Annotated in this window: 11 protein-coding genes; 2 read left to right on the plus strand and 9 right to left on the minus strand. The window is 48.2% G+C overall.

Going from position 1 to position 15,932, the window contains the following annotated elements:
• Window positions 1-133: 133 nt before the first annotated feature.
• The 5 genes from ACYVF1_RS26860 to ACYVF1_RS26880 all read right to left on the minus strand — a co-directional run bounded on the left by ACYVF1_RS26860 (window position 134) and on the right by ACYVF1_RS26880 (window position 2,640).
• A complete protein-coding gene (locus ACYVF1_RS26860) occupies window positions 134-625 on the minus strand; it encodes a hypothetical protein (protein WP_461084777.1) in 492 nt (163 codons plus the stop codon).
• A 111-nt stretch (window positions 626-736) separates the two neighbouring features.
• Window positions 737-1,057 (minus strand): hypothetical protein, encoded by a 321-nt coding sequence (locus tag ACYVF1_RS26865; protein WP_461084779.1) that lies wholly within the window; start codon window positions 1,055-1,057, stop codon window positions 737-739.
• Window positions 1,058-1,226: 169 nt separating this feature from the next.
• A complete protein-coding gene (locus tag ACYVF1_RS26870; protein ID WP_461084781.1) occupies window positions 1,227-1,589 on the minus strand; it encodes a hypothetical protein in 363 nt (120 codons plus the stop codon).
• 27 nt (window positions 1,590-1,616) lie between these two features.
• Window positions 1,617-1,979, minus strand: a complete 363-nt coding sequence (locus ACYVF1_RS26875; protein ID WP_461084783.1) for a LytTR family transcriptional regulator DNA-binding domain-containing protein — start codon at window positions 1,977-1,979, stop codon at window positions 1,617-1,619.
• Window positions 1,980-2,223: 244 nt separating this feature from the next.
• Window positions 2,224-2,640: a hypothetical protein gene (locus ACYVF1_RS26880; protein WP_461084785.1), complete on the minus strand. Its 417-nt coding sequence runs from the start codon at window positions 2,638-2,640 to the stop codon at window positions 2,224-2,226.
• A gap of 629 nt (window positions 2,641-3,269) precedes the next feature.
• On the opposite strand from ACYVF1_RS26880, the gene ACYVF1_RS26885 reads away from it, so the two are divergent.
• Window positions 3,270-3,437, plus strand: a complete 168-nt coding sequence (locus ACYVF1_RS26885; RefSeq protein WP_461084787.1) for a lmo0937 family membrane protein — start codon at window positions 3,270-3,272, stop codon at window positions 3,435-3,437.
• A gap of 111 nt (window positions 3,438-3,548) precedes the next feature.
• Here the strand turns inward: ACYVF1_RS26885 and ACYVF1_RS26890 are convergent, their stop codons facing one another.
• From ACYVF1_RS26890 to ACYVF1_RS26905, 4 genes are all read right to left on the minus strand, one after another.
• Complete coding sequence (locus ACYVF1_RS26890; RefSeq protein WP_461084789.1) at window positions 3,549-3,932, minus strand: hypothetical protein; 384 nt, start codon at window positions 3,930-3,932, stop codon at window positions 3,549-3,551.
• A 22-nt stretch (window positions 3,933-3,954) separates the two neighbouring features.
• Window positions 3,955-5,877 (minus strand): PAS domain-containing sensor histidine kinase, encoded by a 1,923-nt coding sequence (locus tag ACYVF1_RS26895; protein ID WP_461084791.1) that lies wholly within the window; start codon window positions 5,875-5,877, stop codon window positions 3,955-3,957.
• 114 nt (window positions 5,878-5,991) lie between these two features.
• The gene (locus tag ACYVF1_RS26900) at window positions 5,992-6,114 is read right to left on the minus strand and encodes a hypothetical protein (protein WP_461084793.1); all 123 of its coding nucleotides are present in this window, start codon (window positions 6,112-6,114) and stop codon (window positions 5,992-5,994) included.
• A gap of 73 nt (window positions 6,115-6,187) precedes the next feature.
• Complete coding sequence (locus ACYVF1_RS26905; protein ID WP_461084795.1) at window positions 6,188-9,484, minus strand: CotH kinase family protein; 3,297 nt, start codon at window positions 9,482-9,484, stop codon at window positions 6,188-6,190.
• 892 nt (window positions 9,485-10,376) lie between these two features.
• Here ACYVF1_RS26905 and ACYVF1_RS26910 point away from each other — a divergent pair.
• Window positions 10,377-15,812, plus strand: a complete 5,436-nt coding sequence (locus ACYVF1_RS26910) for a M36 family metallopeptidase (RefSeq protein ID WP_461084797.1) — start codon at window positions 10,377-10,379, stop codon at window positions 15,810-15,812.
• The last annotated feature ends 120 nt before the right edge of the window (window positions 15,813-15,932 follow it).

Raw genomic sequence — 15,932 nt, forward strand, 5'->3', positions numbered from 1 at the left:
TCTCCTGATGGCAAATACAATAGACAGCGTAACTCTCTTTTTGCAACACAATGCTTGCATCAGGAACTGACCCATCCCCTGATGCAAGCAATTTATTCATTGATCTTGTGTCTGCATCGGTACATTACAGGCTTTAAATACTAGGAGCTTGATACTTATACGTCAATACGCCTTTCAAAGCCGATTGTAACTGTTTCGCCAGCGTATCCATGTAGGAAAACGCGAACCGTTGTCCAGAATCGCGATCTTTAGCAAATAGAATAGGTGTGCTTCGAGTTGATAGAGGTACGTTTTCGCCAGTTGCCTGCTCTAACACACGGCCTGTCAGCTCAACGATGCCCGCCGTAATCTTTAACTGCCCTTCAAAAACTAATCCTTTGGCCGAAAAGGCCGAGCTGTTTTGCGAACGTATCAATAACCGTTTTTCAGTACCGGTGAAGGAAAGAGATTGGTCCGTGAGTACAGCCGTTATTGCAGCATAGGCGGGCTTATCTGCCAAAAACGTTGACAATAGAATCGTGTTGGCTCCCACAAAAGGAGCAGGTTGAGCTTGGGTCCGCATACCGACCAAGCAGATCAATAGCAGAAAGAGGTGTTTTGATAAGGAGTAAAAATTGTGCATCATGATTATTAGGGGTTTATTGGTTTACAGGCGTAAGCCTTAACCGAAAAATACCGCCATTTGATCGCATTTTCAGGTTAAGGCTTACTACGTTAACTCATTATTTATTGATCGTTAGTCAACACCAGCGGCCTTTTTGGTCTTATCCTTGGCAACGGCTTTCAATTCCTTGGCATCGCTCTTTATCGCTTTCTTACGGGCATGTTTCATTTTCCGATCTGCTTTTGCATTCCGCGTTTTCGAGTCAGAAACGCCCGCGATTTCTATACCTTTACCCGTAGCTGCATTCGAGCGCAGCTCCCTGGCTTTGGCTACTTTCTTTTCAGCTTTATCCTCTTTCTTTTCAGCTTTAGCTACTTGAGCCGCCTGGCCGAAACTGGTCTGTGCCGCCGTTAGCATAGCGATAACCGAGGCACCTAAAATGATCTTTTTCATACCTGTTGATTGAATTTAGTGAAAGGATTATTTACTTAATTAACTGCTTGACAGCAGCTAAAATCTTGGTTGTCAGCAATAGGTTTAATTTAGCTTGGCGCCGGATGTATCCTAAGCGCCAAGCTGGTCGTGAATGGTAGATTGGGAATTAACGGGTTAAAACAGTTGCCTATTTCAAGCGTTGTGAACGAGTTGAGAACCAGCCTGCTGACTCGGCTCTTATCTTCGTTGGGGTAGCAGACGTTGTTATCTTACGGAGTAGGCTATACGATTGCCGTAATGAGCGCGTCTTACTGTCTTCTTTCCGGGGGCTAACCGGCGTTGGGTTATCATTCATTTTAGACTGGAGGAATCGGTAGGCCAGGTAGCAATAAGCCAGAATCATCCCTGTCTCTATCACCGTATTCAGAGGTTCACGCTCATAGCGGCCCACCCGCATGTCCTCATACCAGTCTATTAGTACCCAGCCGTAGCCGACACAAACCAGAAGACTGGCCAGAATGATACTAAACATTATGCTGTTATTTTTCATGATCGAATCTGTTTAGGTGAGTGCCCACTACTGGCCTAAGGCATGACGGTGCACTTTAAGTTTATCCAGCACAGGGTCGATACGACGGCGCGAAACTCGGATAACTGGCTGATCTGGCAGACTCAATTCAAGAGTCCTGGCATTAGAATAATCCAGAGTTTGTACAAAACCTGGATTAATTAAATCTGATTTATGAACCCGTACAAAGTCAGGTAACAACTGTTCGAACCAGATCAGGCTTTTGGTAGTCAGCAACGGTTTGTGCGCGTGCCGGTGCACCCAGGTGTAATTGCCGAACCCTTGTAAGCGAACAATGGTGTTTAACAGGATCGGGTTTTCACAACCGGGAATTTTAATAGATACGTCGAGTGAGTGGGCAGCAGAGGCCATAACAATAATGGATGATAAAAAGAGTGAACTACATACATGGATGCAGCCGCCTGATCCAACTAATACTAGCGCAGGGTACAAGCTAAGAAGATAAAATCTGTTCTGATCGGATTGATTCGATACATCTGTTCACAGCGAATGGTATTATATCAGAACTATACGGTTCTGTTCATTCCACCGGGAAGCACAAATGATCGACTGACTAGCAATAGCAGCGCGACAGAAAACTGAAGTAAAGAATAGGTCATAGCCGCCAAACGGCAAGCATTACTTGCAGTCGTCGGCGTTTAGATAGGTTGTAACTAAACAGAGCCACAGATGGCAAAGTAAGTACAAACGACATGCCTACAGACAATGCTATCGGGCGTTTGTAAGGCACAATGGCCTGTTGAGCTGAACGGATTTTACGATAAACGCTTTCCGTCGGTTTGGGCGATTGAACCGGTACGCTATGTACGTACGTATCATAGACATCACCAAAGCGATCGCCGGTGTCTCCCATGTCAAACTCCAGCACCGCACAAGTATATAATAGACTCACCAGGAGTACCGTCAATTGAATTCTTACCTGGCGGCTTGAGCCAATTAGTACCGCTCTTCGAATTTGTGCAACAAACCGAAAAATCAGACTATTGGCGGAAGCTATTGATATACTTAACATGGACAACTTAACGGTAGAGTAAACGTTAAACGAAACAGACTGACAAACAAACTTCCGGTCACAGATCAGTGAACAAAGCCAGAAGTAACACACCTCATCTTTCCAGAAACAGAAAATTCATTCTGTTTCACACGTGAAATTCACGTTCTGTCTATTAAATTCTTGTCAATCGAGAAGGAGGATGGATAGTTATTTTGCTGACAAAAGGCTTGCCAATGAAATTTCCTTCTGTGACCGACAGATCGAATTCCGTTTATTAATACAGAGAAAATTCTTCAAATAGACTCTTTATTGTATCCAACTGTATGTTTAAACGCCATTAATTTGAATAAAACAAACAAGCCCTGACATGATATTTTTTTAACTTGTGGGGCATAAATTCCACAGCTTTGAGGAAGGAAATAGGCAGCACAGACATATCAACGTTTATTAATATACGTCTTTAATCATATAATTAGAACTCGATTGGGAACTGCACTTTAGACACTAAAAAATTTATTATTAACACTTAATCACTAGCCTCCAATACAGCTTAAACAGATAAAGAATCCGACGGATTAAAACTCAGTGAAAACATTCTTAAATGCTAGCGAGTTAGTCAAGGCATTCACTATATATCACATCAACTCATGGGTAATCTATTGTATACAATTGCCGTCATCTTAGTCATTGTTTGGCTATTGGGCTTTTTAGGGGTTTTAGGAACTGGTATTGCCAGTAGTGGCCTCATCCATGTTCTATTGGTAATTGCGGTGATCGCTATCATTTTGCGATTAATTCAGGGGCGGAGCGTCTGATTGCCCTTTCACTAACAAAACAACAAAACCAATTTTATGGCACTTATCGCTAGTTGATACTGTGTTACTAAATTGGTTTTGTTGTATTAATTCTCCTGGTCTGACAGGGGTTTATGTAGGTGTTAACGTATTACCATTATCAACAAACTTGGCCAGATAAAAATCTGTATTGTTTGTGCCGGCGGCAGCTAAAGAAGCGCTGCCATCAAAGCTACCCACAACGTATATATTGTTACCATTCACGGCAATAGCACGGCCAATATCGGAGCTTAATGCTTCAAAGCTTCTTCCCTTTACGGCCAAACGTACTACCGTATCGACGTACTTTGCTACAAATATATCTGCGCCGTTGGATAGGTTTGCATTTACCAGTGCTACGCCTGCACTGGTACAACTACCATACGTTGAAGTTTGGGCTACAGGGGAAAATGATACGTAGCCAAAGACGTATTGAATAATAACTATCTGGGCAGAAGACAATATCCAGTTTTGCAACTCAGTGAAACTGGCAAGAACCTTACAATCTGGTGACGGGGAAATATAGCGTAAACGTAGCGCCGGCATCTGGAGCTCCCTGCGCCATTACGGCACCGTTATGGTTTTGCATTACTTTTCGAACAATGGCTAAACCCATACCCGAACCACTGTAGGGACTACTTATGCCATGTAGTCGCTCGAAGGCACCAAAGATGCGCTCCCGATAAGTTTCATCAAAACCAATGCCTGCATCCGACACCGCGAGTTGCCAGTAACCAGGATACAGTTTCCCCGAAAATTGTATGTCCTCCCCAAGCTCGGCACGTTTTCGAGACTGACAGCTAATCCTGATTGTGGGCGGCTCACCGACTTTAGCAAACTTGAGCGCATTCGAAACCAGATTGAGGAAAACCTGCCGTAGTTGTAGTTCATCGCCAAGCACCATTGGTAGCGGATCCAGCATTATAGTGGCCTTTGTTTCCTCCAGTCGATATTCCAGGTCGGTAAGTACCTCCTGAACAATCCGGTTCAGATCCTGCATAGCAAACGAAATCAGCTCACTTTGGGATAACCTCGCGTAGGCCAACAAGCTCTGAATAAGTCCCTGCATTCGATTCGCGGCCGAATGCATACGTTCCAGATAAGCTGTTCCATCGCCTAATTCTGTACCATACTGCTGGAGCAACAGATCACTGTAGGATTTAATCTTGCGCAGGGGCTCCTGAAGGTCATGAGATGCGACTGCTGCGAACTGATCCAGACTGGCATTCGAGTCACGGAGTTGCTGTTCGAGTTGTTTATGCTCCGTCACATTCATAAAAGTTAGGACAATTTTATCCGGTCCCTGTTGAACAGACGATACGTCGAACCACCCGTCAAAGCCATTCAAATCAGTATAGTGGAGGGTTGCCTGGGAGGGCGTACCCGTATCGGCCGTTTTGGCGTAGAGGGCAAAAAATCCGTTTTCAACATTACCGGGGAATACATCCAGTAAGGTGCGCCCTTCCAGCTCGGCTGGCGTTTTATTCAAACTTCGCTCAACAGCCCGATTCGCTTTATCCATGCGAAAGTCAACAATCTGGCCCGCTTCATCACGGATAGCGGTCATGGCCAGTATACTACTAATGGAAGCGTCCAGCGTCGTCTGGAGTAGTTCCCGTTGCTGCTTCAGGTCGGTTTGGACCTGTTCATACAAGGTTATATCGCTAATCACCAACATAAACCCGTCACCCATTACAGTTCCGGTCACATCCAGCCACTTCTTAAGATGAGTATAGTATCGAACCCGTCGAAAGCTTTGACCGGTTTCCAGGTGCTGCACATAAAAGGAAAATAATTCAGCCTGCGCAGGGTCATTAAAGCGTTCCCGAAAGGTCCGGGCGTGAATAATTTCGGCTGTTTGATCAAAAATGCGTTCGTAGGCAGCATTGAAAAATACAGTTCGAAAGTCGATTATAGCCCCTGGCTGACTGGCGGAATGGTCGCGAATGGCCTGGTAAGCAATGACACCATGCGGAGACGTATCCAGCAGTTGTTTCAGAAATGCGGTTTGTTGTTGCTGGTGCTGTTCTGCTTCTTTGAGTAGTGTTATATCGACAAACGTAATAGCAGTGTACTCACCATGCTTAACCGCTTTTACGTTAAACCAGCCCTTTACACCATCGGCATCATAAGGAATCTGGTCTAAATGAGCAGTTTGTCCAGTTTCATATACCTTCCGATAGACATCGACCAGTCCACCTCCTTCGGCAAAGTGATCGGTATAGCGTTTACCCAGCAAGTCTTCAGCGTTCTGCCCCAAGATCTTTGCGCCGGCTGTATTCAGAAAAGCGAATTGAAAATTCAGAAGTTGGCTCTGTTCATTTAGAACAGGCGCTAATACCAATACCCCAGTCTGACTATCCTGAGTGATCTGGTAAAGAAGCTGCCCCTGGTCTGGAAAAGTATTATTGGAAGAACCCATGTCTGGCACATTACGCTGAGTAAGAGGAAAATTTGAGTAGCAAAATAGAAAAAACTTTGCGGAACTGACAAGGCTTATTGATCGGATTAGTGGCATAACTGACTGTAAGGCCATCTAACTGATAGGTAAGCTATCTAACCGGTCGGAAATGACGTCGCTCAAACTCTCTCCCTGCGCTGGTACCGCACCATTGGGGCCGCTACGTAGTGAATTCACTACGTAGCGGCAAATCGTCACACCAGGTAGTACTACGTATGTATATCCATCTTAAAGAGATTTCACGCTGGCTATGGACTCTCTTATTCTGCTTTCAGGGTTTAGGGATTGCTAAATTAGCGGTGTTCAAGAGGTATTTCAGGGCTGCATTTTCTTCCAGCCGCAGGCTTTTTACAGTTGCATTATTCGTAGATAAATGAACTACATGACCAGACTTAATAACGACATTATCCTGAACGGTAGGCACCCGACTACAACTCCAGGTCGAGGCTTCATGCCAACTGCCCGAGCCTGCACTCCAGCAACGGTCGCCTGCCACGATCAGGATGTCATCCAGCCGCAGCTGGTCCCGACTCCCCGACGTTCCTACCCCCGTATAGTAGTACTGCCAGGCCAGCTGAACATAAGGCTGATTCAATAACAAAGCTGGCAGATCAATCGGTCCAATCATGCTGCTCTGGTTGGCCGTTTCACTACGTACATATTCTACCACCTGGTTTGATGCGTCGAGCAGGTCCACAAAGGGGCCGCTGTTGCCGATGCGGTAACGTAGCCGAATCCGATATTGCCGTGCTCCCGGCGTCACCGTCCCCCCTACCCAGCGCACACTGGCTTTGGAAACTCCGCTGGTGCGCAGAGCCAGCACAGCCGCCCCCAACGAGGTTGCCTGATAGCCCGGATTGGTTCCCCCTGTATTGATGAACGATAAGCCGTTGGCCTCCAGCCCGTTAATCCGGGTGCTGCTAGTGAGATTGTAGGCTCCCTTCACGGTGTCGGCTAGGGCATAAGTAGCCGACAAGGGCGGGTCGGCCTGGTTCATGCTGACCAACTGCATATGAGCTGGATACGTACCGGCCGGCGAACTGGCTGGCCATGCCTCAAACCGATAATCACCCGTACTAAGTACGTGTGGAGGTAGCGAAGTAGAATAATCGGGCTCGAAAGCGGCAACTAGTCTACGATCACTCGTTGGATTATAACTGAAAGCCGTATCTGTAGAAACGGTTACACTTCCCTCCTTCCAGCCCGTAAACTTAAAACCAGCTTTTGCTTTGGCTACGACCCGAATGGGATTGCCCTTAAAATAGATCCCTTTCCAGGGGTAGGGAGTGGCTGGAACGCCAACCGTTGTAGGCAATAAATCGATGGTGTTTACTTTAACGTATCCCGCAGCAGTATTCGACACGTCAACCGTCAGGCTGCTTGTGCCCGATAAGTTGAATTGGCTTAGTATATGGTTACGAGCGTGTATAGGACGTTCTCTAAAAAAAGTCCGGATTTCATTGGTATTGGTTAACCATGATGACAACGTAGTGCCTGATACCCAACGATTATAATGCTCGGCCATGTAGGGCCGATATTGCTCTTGCATAGTATTAAACAGAGCAATGGTACGTGTGCTGTCGAACGTAGTATTCAGCAGATCAGCGTAGCGGTTGATGAAGTACTTTTTATAGTCTGACAGAGCTAACAATTTTGGGAGGAAGGGATTAAAAGCCGATTGCATGGCCAGTTGAAGGGCATTTGCTGAGTAGCCATTCATAAAATCCAGGTCTTTCATCATCCAGCGAAAGCGGCCATCATGTCCTTTCGGCGCATTCGGTACATACGTACTGGTCCGCTTTCGCCAGCACATCTGATTATTCTGTGGCCAATCGAGGTTATTGGCAAATATTTCAGTGATTTGATAGTCGGTGAAATTCTCAATATCCATCTGCGTATTCACGTAACTATAACTGACCGAACTGGTCAGGTTGAAATAATCCACCAGAGCGCCATACCGTGTTAAATCGCCTTCATCGGCACTGTAGCCAAAGGCGATGGAAACGATGTCAACACTGTCGGTAGCTACCTGATAATTCCGGTTCAGATAATATTTGTCATACCGCTCGTAGAGGCTATAGACGCCATTAAATTCCCCATTAACAAACAGGACACTGGGTCGGTTAGCCTGCGTATCGAATGGCAAATGCTGAACCATGGTCTGCATATACGCGTCCGTTAGGTTGTTATACGACCAGTTGTTTCCGCCGTTACGTAGCAGTAAACGGTTATTGAATTGATTACTGGGTCGATTACTAAAAAAAGGATACCTGAAATCAGCATTGCTATACAGGCGTAAACTCTTAAGCGGAACCATTCGCGAACAGCCACCATGAATGCGCATGCCCACTGTCTGATTGATAATTGACGTATTAGCCAGAAAAAACTCTACGTTACCTGGTCGTTCCCAGGCATCACCCTCATTGGAATAATTACCAACTCCGTTTGCATAAATACCAGCCCCGTCGCAGGGCACTCCTGCATTCGGGTTATCCGTTCGCCAATTATCGAATATCGCACCTGGGGTATAAATCCCTGTATTATAGTCAAATAAATTACGTTGATCGGTAGCAATCGACACGACAGGAACACTGTATCTTGACGAAGCATTGGGAGTAACAAAATACGTTTGCGTAACAATGTCGCTAACCATCGAACCGTCTTTAACGGCAACGGCACGCACCACTGTTCCTTTAAAGACAGACGTAGTGGGGAAGTAATAAGGCGGATAAAACGTGGATGACTTTACTGAAATCCTGTTAGCATCCTTCGTTCGGTCGCGAATAAGAATGGGGCCCGAATAAGTATACGTCAGGGACGAGTCGGTCAGAAAAGAACCAAACGGCTGTCCAGGCGAGTGAGGAAAGCTGTTTTTATACTGGAACGTAGTACCCCCTAAATTGGCAGGATCAGGGTCAGAACCATCGAGCGTATAAAAAATCGTAGCGCCCGCGTCGTTCGGAGTGATTGCCAGATGAAAGCTATCGGCGTAAAAACCACCTGCTTGTGAAAATGTAGGCGTATTTAGCACAGAAAGATAACCGGTCTGACCATTATTTGAAGTTCCTGGTGTGATATTGCTTGCGGCAGATCCGTTTTTAAAGTACACCCATCCGTCTGATCCGTCGGGTTGCCGCCCCCAGGAAACGTCCGTTCGCTGCGGACCGAAGGTCACCTCGTCGACCTTAACGGCGTTCGAATTATAAATACCAATGGATTCACCATTGGCCGAGAGTTTAAAGTTTAGGTGCAGAGGTCCCCGTTCTACTGCCTCACTAGCCCATAGAACAATAAACCCATGGGCAGGTATAATCGTCTGCGGTGAACCGGTCGGTATTCTATATTTAGTGGGTGCAGTAAGATTGTCAGTAACGTAATACCCACCAATATCAACGGTGGTCGACGAAGGATTATAAATCTCAAACCAGTCCTCGTATGCCCCCGACGTATCAGTCAATGTCCGACTGTTGGCGGCCATAATTTCATTAATAAACAGGGACTGCGCCCAAGTGGGTAAACTCACCAAATACACGAAACAAAATAAAGTAATACAGTACAGCCTCTTCATGAAAGCGTGGGTAATTGAATGGTAATTGACTATTGTGTGAAGAGAGTAGCTGGTAATTCATGAGGAAGTAAATAAGGAGGTTAGGCTTCTACGGCTCATACTTTATAGAGCACTGAGCCTGGAAAAGTATGTTGAAAAGTACGTTAACGGCGTCCCTCGCCTGAGCTTTGTAAATAGCTACGGGAAATACTCAGGAAATCACTTTAGGGTCTGGCCTACCTACGTAGCGGATATTTGGTACTGCTCGATGTATTCGCCGTTAAATCATACATTCAGAAACCATAAGGACACAATTAGACGAGAAACTTCGCTTTCGTCACATAAGTCAATTAAGATCGTCATCTGATTGGCGTTGGTGTTGCGAATAACCATACTGCTTTGTTATTCCCTCCCGAGTGATTGGCGGTGCCTTTGGTAATTTCCAGAGTATTGCTGGGTGCTGAGTTACCAATGCCCACCTTAGCACCGGATGCGCTCATTATGAGTAAATTACCAGCAGCCAGAATGACGTTTACCCCTATAGCCGTGGAATTATCAACATTGCCCCCACTTATGCCTGTCTGAAATCCAATGAATGTGTTCTGGTTGCCCGCGAAGTTGGCTCCGCTTCATATATAAGTGTTGTTCTGCCCGGTAGTGTTGCCCACCTCTGATCCATCTCCAACTAAGCTGCTGTTCGGGCTCATTGTACTATTCACATCTGAATTATTGTCGATGAACAGATTGCAGGAGTCATCATTCAGTAAAGAGCAGGTTAGAACTCTACCTAGTATATCGTTAATTATCAGTAATTTAAAAAAGCAAATTCTTATAAGACATCATTACAAAATTTTCAAATAGGATTGTACATTTAGGTAATTATATCAAGCTTCCTCTTCTTTCTAACTTTTTCATGCAACACATCTACCCCCAGGTAAGCAAATTTACGTTTGCTTGCCTCTGTTCTTTGTTTATCTTTTTGGGCAACTCCACTCCGGTTTATGCCCAGACCCAGGTTGAGACGGCTCGCCAATACGTGGCCGCTAACCTTCAGCAACACAAGCTGAACCCTGCCGACATCAATGACTTGACGCTCTCCAGCGCTTACCTGTCGCCCACCACCGGCTGGTACCATGTGTATTTCAATCAGGCCTATCAGAATGTTGAGGTCTACAACCGCATGATGAACCTGGTGCTGTCGAAAGATCAGGTAGCCTACATGAATCATACCTTCATCGCTGGTATTGAGAGTTTAGCTAAAACCGGCAGCAAATATGCCACTATTACGCCCCTGACCGCCCTGCAGAAAGCTATGGCCGATGTGGGCTTAAGGTCAACCAACCTGGCGCCCATTCAGGAACTAACCACCACTAAATTAGCCGATGGCACCCTAAGCCGGGTGATGTACTCGCTGCCTGAGTTGTCAAGCGAGAAGATCGATGTGAAGCTCTACTGGCTGCCGGTCGAGGTAGTCAGCAAAGAAGAGTCAAGGGTTGAAAAGCTGGCGTTGAGCTGGAATGTACGTTTTATGCCTAACGACGGCAATAACAGTTGGAACATTCACATCGATGCCAGTTCGGGAGAAGTGCTCCGCAAAGTCGATGCAGTGATTCACTGTAACTTTGGCACCCCCAATCACTTACAGGCTCCTCATGAGTGCAAAGGCGTGAGTCTGCCCGGCGATGCTCAGTACTTTGGCCTCAAAAAAGCCACTAACGCGTTTACGGCCAACGGATATACGGTGTTTGACTACCCGATTGAAAGTCCCACTTTTGGTACACGTACCGAATCGGTGAACCCTTATACGCGGTTTGCTCCAACCGGTGCAGGACCAGGCACTACCAATGGTTGGCACAATGACGGGGTAACCAGCTATACGACTACGCGCGGCAATAATGTTTACGCCCAGGAAGACGTCAATAACGACAACCAGCCGGGAGCCAGTCCGCAGTCGGCAACACTGGATTTTACCTACCCCTATACGCAAGCCTTGAATACGGCGGCTGGCAATCGGAATGCGGCTATAACCAACCTATTCTACTGGAATAACCTGATTCACGACGTGCTCTGGAAATATGGCTTCGATGAGCCGAGCGGTAACTTTCAGAACAACAACCAGGGGCGTGGTGGCCAGGGCAACGATTATGTAATAGCTGACGCACAGGATGGTCGTGGTATTAACAATGCAAACTTTGCCACTCCGCCCGATGGTAGCAGGCCCCGCATGCAGATGTATCTGTGGAACACATCATCATCGTATCAGCCTGATGGCGATTTCGATAATGGTGTTATAGCTCATGAGTATGGGCATGGTTGGTCCAATCGCTTAACGGGAGGCCCTTCCAATGTGTCTTGCCTGGAAAATGCGGAGCAGGGGGGCGAAGGATGGAGTGATTACCTGGCTCTGATGCTGACCACCAACTGGGGTTCTCTAACTCCTACACTAACCAGTGCCAACATTCCCCGAGGTATTGGTACGTATGTTCTGGGTCAACCAACAACGGGAGACGGCATTCGCCCTTACCAGTATTCCTATGACATGGCTAATGTCAACGGACCCGTTACGTATGGTAAAGTGAATAGTGCCTTTGCAGCGACATTTCCCGAGCCTCACGGCATTGGTTCCATCTGGGCAACCATGCTCTGGGATATGACCTGGGCAATCATCATGCAGGATAGTTATATCGAACCCAATATTTATACCACGCCCAGCAGTGTAACAGCTATGCGCGGTAACTTAGCGGCCCTGAAGCTGGTTAATGAAGGATTACGGTTGCAGCCTTGTAGCCCGAGTTTTGTACAGGCCCGGGATGCTATTTTGCAGGCAGATCGCTTGCTGTTTGGAGGACGATACCAATGTGCTATCGGGCAGGCATTTGCCCGTCGTGGGTTAGGCACCAATGCCTCTACAGGTGCATCTAGTAATGACCGTGTAGTTACAGAAGATTTTACCTCTATCACCGGGTTGGCATTCACATCACCGCTTACTGCGACGAGTTGTTCCGGGACCTTGTTCAGTTACACGGCTACGGCAAGTGCCACCACCTCATTTCGCTGGACTCGACCTGCTATCGCCGGTATCAGTAATCCTACCGCCACAGTAAATTCAGACCAGATTAGCGAAACGCTGGTAAATACGACGAGTGGAGCCATTACCGTTCCCTATACGTTCACCATTACGGCTAATTCCACAGCCTGCTCTAATCAGCCTACATCGGTCACGCAGGTGGTTAATGTGGTTGTAAACCCTGTTCTAACTCCCACAGTAGCCTCTTATTCGATTTGCCAGAACGCAACGGTTCCTGCTGGCGAAGGGCTGGTAGCACCAACGGGTCTGACAAATACATTTAGCGGTGGGGTAACAGCCAGTTCTCCGACCTATGTGCGTAATGCGGATGGCGATGACAAGACAGTTTACATATCAGGTGGCAAAACGGTATACTTCCAGTCTTTCTCGTTTACGGCTCCTTCCAGCGGCAATCAAACATTCGAAATTATATCCTCCTCCTTTACTAATAATGACTCCTTTTTATCGCTGTACCAGACAAGCTTCAATCCTGCCAGCCCCGCTACTAACTTTTTGCACAGTGATGATGACAGTGGTGAAGGATTTCTATCCAAATTAACGCATAACCTCACTGCTGGTACAACCTATATCGTCGTCGTATCCCCTTATTCAACAAATGGGGTCGGAAACTATACGTTCCGATTAAGTCAGCCAATATTAGCAAGCCCTCCGCCCAATTGGTATACCGCACCTTCGGGAGGATCGCCCATATTTAGTGGTAATGTATTTAATCCGGTAGGGCTAACTGGTTCTGGCATTCCGAACACCGCAACGCCCGGCACTACTACTTTCTTCGTGTCTAATCCGGGGTCGGATGTGTGCCGAACTACCACCACATTCACCATTTTGAATAATGCAGCGCCAACTCCTTCGGCCAATACAACGATTACAGCTGGTAACTCTGTTTCTCTCACGGCTACCGGATGTACGGGTGCTGGATCAGTGCTGAAATGGTACCGTACTAGTGATAACGTAGAGGTAAGCATGCCTGTTTCGCCCACGGTTACGACGCAATACTACGCGCGCTGCCAGCAGAATTCGAGTTCAGGCACGTGTTTGAGTGATCCTAGTACGAACGTAACAGTCACGGTGGCACTGGCCGTGGCAATTACCCAGCAACCACCCAGTGGCACCGCCGTCTGTGTGGGGGCAACCGTTACCGCTACTGTATCGGTAACTGCCAGCAATCCCACCTACCAGTGGTATAAAGACGGGACTTCCTTAGGAGCCGCTCAGCAAAACGCTACGTTGACCCTGCCAAACGTAACAACGGCTCAGGCGGGTAGTTACTCCGTGGTGGTCACGAGTAACGCCAGTTCGGCTACGTCTACCGCTTTTAGTCTCACTGTCAATGCCCTGCCTACCGCCAGCCTTATTGCCAGCGGTAGCATCTCCTGCGCCCAGACCAGCGTTACGTTGACAGCAGGCGGAGGCTCCAGTTATGTTTTCAGTGGTACGGGCATTGTCAGCCAGAATGCTACGTCCGGCACAGCGCTGGTGAATGCTTCCGGCGCTTATTCGGTAACGGTCACTACGTCTAGTGGATGTTCCAGCAGCACGACAGCGACGGTGGAGCAAAATAGCAGCTCACCGCTGGTGAGTATCTCGCCAGCGAGTGCTACGTTAACCTGCACCACACCCGTAGTGAATCTGAGTGCGGTGGGCAGTGGTACGTATCGGTGGAACACGGGTGCCACTACGGCCAGTATTTCGGTGAGTGTAGCCACTACGTATTCGGTAACGCTCACCGGCGCCAACGGCTGTTCGAGTACCGCCAGCGTGAGTGTGAGCGCAGACCAGACCCCACCTTCGCTCTCGATCACCCCCTCGAGCGCTACCTTAACCTGCGCTAGTCCAGTGGTAAGCTTGAGTGCGGTAGGCAATGGTACGTACCGCTGGAGTACCGGCGCTACTACGGCCAGCCTATCGGTCAGTGTGGCCAATACGTATTCGGTGACAGCAACCGGCACCAACGGCTGTACGACTGTGGCTACTGTCATCGTCAGTGAAGACAAAACTCCTCCCCTGGTGAGCATCTCGCCAGCGAGTGCTACGTTGAGCTGCACCACACCCATGGTGAGTCTGAGCGCTCTAGGCAGCGGTACGTATCGCTGGAACACGGGTGCCACCACGGCCAGTATTTCAGTCAGTGCAGCGGGTACGTATTCGCTGACCCTAACCGGAGCGAACGGCTGCACGGCAACAGCCGGTGCCGCTGTCACCTACCAGAACTGTGCTCCTACGGTGGCGAATATTATTCCGTCACAATCGGCCACGGTAGGGAGTAGCTTTAGCTATACCATTCCGGCCACTACGTTCACCGATGCCGAAACGCCTAATAGCCTGACTCTGTCGGTGAGTGGCTTACCGGCCGGGCTGAGCTTTGTGTCGCCCAACACCATCACGGGTACACCCTCCACAACGGTGGGCTCACCCTTCACCGTGACCGTGGTGGCTACCGATCCGGGTGGCTTGTCTGTAGCGACGACCTTTACGCTGACGGTACAATCCCGTACGTTTGCCATCACCGGGGTGACCATGCTGGACTGTAATCACATTAGTTACTTCGAGCGACGCATCAATTTCACGGTCAGCTTTGAAGCTACCAACGGTCAGCCCATCAGCCTCTCGGTCGTCAATGAGACTACGGCTGTCGCCATCAGTGAGCCCTATCAGTTGAACCTGTTCACCGACAACCCGGTGATTGTCTTCAAGGCTCGTCAGCAAGGCACGCCGGGCGAAGCTACTTTTAGCTACAACTGGCTGGCTTTCTGCGCCAATGGCAATCCGCGGGTGGAGAACGCCATACCGCCCCAGTCGGCTACGGTAGGCCAGGCGTTTAGCTATACCATTCCGGCCAACACCTTCACCGACGCTGAAACACCCAACTCGCTGAGCTTGTCGGTGGTGGGTTTACCAGCGGGTCTGAGTTTTGTGGCACCGGCGACCATCGCCGGTACGGTGTCGGCCTCGGCTAGTGCGTTCTACAGTGTGACGGTGACGGCGACCGATCCGGCAGGTGGTTCGATTTCGACGATTCTGCCCTTCAGCGTGGTGAACCCAGGTGGTTGTGGAAGTATGTTCACTCTGAAGGCAGGCGACTGGAATGATCCGGCGGTTTGGTCGTGCGGTCGCATCCCGGTGCTAACTGACGTAGTGACGCTGAATCATGGAGTGAGTTTACCGGCCACCTATCAGGCGCAGGCCTTACGGGTGATTTATTCACCAACAGGCCGACTGCTATTTGGCGCTAGTAGTCGATTAAGGCTGGGTAGTAATTAAAGGTAGCGAAAGGTTAGTTTTCAAAGCCGGGCCCTAGGGCTCGGCTTTGTTGTATCTATAACAACCCTACCATTGGTAGTGCTGCCGCATTTGACTGAACATTGGGTTCAGCACAATCTA

It is taken from the genome of Spirosoma flavus (genome assembly GCF_054778555.1).